Here is a 3,012-nt window from a genome sequence, read left to right as displayed (position 1 = left end):
CACTATATAAAAAAAACGCCCTGAATAGGACGCTTACATAACTAAGAAACTGGACATGGACCCCATTGACCACAAGATCCCAAATTAGACAAACCAGTACCTAATTTCCAACCCCAAATAAATCTACTTACAATACCCATATAACACCACTCCATTCTAATTTTTATTTAATCATACTCCAACCAAACAAAATATACAAACGCTTTATAATAAAATTACACAAAAAAAAGACAAAAGCCACGCAAAAACTAATAAAAACCTATCAAAAAACACCAACTCTTTATTGCTATATACTCTAAAATAATACGTCTGTAATATTAAAAAAATAAAAGTCACTAAATACAAAATTAGAGTTACCCAAATATTAACGAGACTGCCAAAAAACACCTCAAGCAACATCACTAATAACAAACACAAGTCATAAATCAATAACGTTTTTCTAACATGAAGCATCACCAATTCCACCTTTAACCATTCGTTTTTTATACAAATCTAGTACACTACTTCCTGACTCAAATTTAACAGAAGCAGCAAACTCTCTCAATTCCTGCAATTCACTCTCTAGCCTTTCCATTCGCTTTTTCCTAGCTAAAAAGCGCTCCATAAAGCTATTGAAAAGCGCAACTTTTTCTTTTTCTAACTCATCATCTTTCGTTTTCGTCTCGCTCACTTGCTTAGCGTACTCAAATATCAAATTCCGATCGAATACTTTTTCGCCTTTTTCGATTCTCATCTCGGACATCATTTCGATATAGTCCTTCAAAACTTTTTCAGTTACCGTACTCCGATTATTTTTCGGTAGCAGATTTTTCTTGTCGAATTCCGCCACCAACTTTTTCAAATTTTCAACATCTTTTTCACGCAAATAAACTGTTACTTGAGCCATACTCCCAACCTCCATTTTTCAAATATTTACGTATGCCCATTTCGCAGGTCACAGACTAAATCAAAGATTTCTGGTGAACTAGCGAAAAGAGCATAAGAGAAACTACCGGTAGACAAGCTACCGGGTTGGTAGTACCAACGTTTCTCGACCCGTGAAATAAACTCGTTTTTACAAACTATTACAAGCTGGGTTACAAGTTATTACAACCCTGAATTACAAATTCTTACAACCCTTATAAATTATATTTTAAACACAATTATAACATGAATTTAGAATATAATTTAATTATAATTCGAATATCGATATCTCAACGTCGAAGTATATACATCGAACTATTGACATCAAAAGCGATCGATACTTTTCTTGTAAAAGTATAACCCACTATACTTTACCTGCGTAAAGTGTGGGCTCTGCGAGGCTGTTTTTTTGCATAAGTCTATGCAAAAAAGTGGGTAGACTTTCAGCCTACCCACTAGCTCACTTTTTTATCAAAAAATATCGCTCGAATGATTGCTGATCTATTACGCAATCATTCCTGTAATTTTTCCCGAGCATCGAGCTCGAAAAAAATCAGCACTTTTTTCCCGAAAAAAGATGCCCAAAAAAGGGATACCGAATTTGGCAACTTGACCAATGACCAATGACCACCTAGGGGGGTGTCGTAGTACCCCCCCCTAAAATTGCTACTTTCTCTTACTCTCCCAAGGGATACAGCGAAATAGCTCAAACCGCTCACGTGAGCGGTTTGAGCTATCCGCAATCGCCGAAACCCTTGAGGCTCTAAGGATAACCAACGATTAAAAAAAACCGCTCACGTGAGCGGTTTTTGAGCGGTTTTAAACTATCATTTTCTTAAATATCGCCTTACAGTAGCTATGCTAATCCCTACTGTATCAGCGATTACAGCCTGTTTTATACCTTTTTTGCTCATATCTTTAACCTGAGCTATTTTGAGCGCTAATGAGCTCTCTTTTGAGCTACGATCAGATTTATTTTTTTGATAAATTGAATCTAACTGCTTATTGATAGCCAAAGTATTATGATTTACCGCAATATCAAACCAATCAAACTCCTTGTGACGTATGCAATACATGAGAAAATCATCGAAATTGTCTATCTTGCTATCACTGATAAACTCAATCATCTCACGAAGTTCTACACGCCTAGAACTCGAAGAAAGGGCGAAATACTCGTCTATATCAGCACCACAGTGGCAAACAATCTCATCTCGCTTGTACTGGTACTTCTCGGGGTTATCCATATGTATCAGATACCGCACTAACCCTTTTACGTTCGCCGTCTTTTGCGGTATAGGAGCATTTAGAGCGTCTGTAATCTCTTGTACTTGCTCAAAGCTCTTCTTACCGTCAAAAAACAAAATGATATGCCAGTGAGCCTTTTTGACTTCACCATCAGGGTTCACGTCCTTATCGTGGAGCGGGCTCTCTACCCAAGGAATGTGATAATCACTCAAAATATCTCGCCAGTTCTCAGGCGCACTCTCGGGATAGACTACAAAAGTCCATGTTCTAGCTCGTTGATCTTTATTTTTTGACATAATAAAAAGCCTCCTAGAACGCCTAATTTAAGGCTTTTGACCTAGAAAGCTTGCATTGCTCCCACTTTTTGAGTAGAATTATCACAAAGAAACGGACGGAAGAAGTTAGACTTCTCCCATACCAGTTTTGATTTTCTAGGCTACAGCTTACAGTCTCCAACCGCCAAATTGTCGACTGTAAGCTATTTTTTTGCCTTTTTACAGCGTTCTTTTTATTTTAGGGTAATTATACCCCACGCATCTAAAAACGTCCAGAAACGCTCCTACAGCATTTTAAAGGCATACCTTTGCATACCTAGTTACAAATTTTTACAAGTACATCTCTCAATAGCTCTAAAATCGTTTCTAAGCCATCTTAGATCTCTACGTGGGTTTCACCCACACCCACAAGCTGAGCCAGCTTGACCGCTTTCTCACTCGCCGTGACGGCGTCGGAAAGTCAGTGCCTGCCTTCCCTTGCGGTTCAGTGTCTCTTTCCTGCAGTAAAGGCAAGGGTTGCCCTACGGCGTCTCGCTTTCGCTTGCCCCTTGCCTTTACATTCACTTCCTGCTAACCATCACCAACGTTC

Annotated in this window: 2 protein-coding genes; both read right to left on the bottom strand. The window is 38.5% G+C overall.

All coding sequences use genetic code 11. The features are described from left to right. Positions 1-439: 439 nt before the first annotated feature. Positions 440-886 carry a hypothetical protein gene (locus tag QFX10_RS10930; RefSeq protein ID WP_280607287.1) on the bottom strand — a complete coding sequence of 149 codons (447 nt, stop codon included), beginning with the start codon at positions 884-886 and terminating at the stop codon, positions 440-442. An 844-nt stretch (positions 887-1,730) separates the two neighbouring features. Then, a complete protein-coding gene (locus QFX10_RS10925; RefSeq protein ID WP_280607288.1) occupies positions 1,731-2,444 on the bottom strand; it encodes a Rep family protein in 714 nt (237 codons plus the stop codon). Positions 2,445-3,012 lie beyond the last annotated feature (568 nt).

It is taken from the genome of Ligilactobacillus faecis, assembly GCF_029889745.1.
Lineage (GTDB): Bacteria > Bacillota > Bacilli > Lactobacillales > Lactobacillaceae > Ligilactobacillus > Ligilactobacillus faecis.
The sequence above is the reverse complement of the archived record's forward strand: the minus strand, read 5'-3'. Positions and strand labels throughout refer to the sequence as shown.

What these genes read in the sequence shown, in the direction of transcription:
- QFX10_RS10930 (WP_280607287.1), bottom strand. Translation starts at nt 886, where the DNA reads ATGGCTCAAGTAACAGTTTATTTGCGTGAAAAAGATGTTGAAAATTTG.
- QFX10_RS10925 (WP_280607288.1), bottom strand. Translation starts at nt 2,444, where the DNA reads ATGTCAAAAAATAAAGATCAACGAGCTAGAACATGGACTTTTGTAGTC.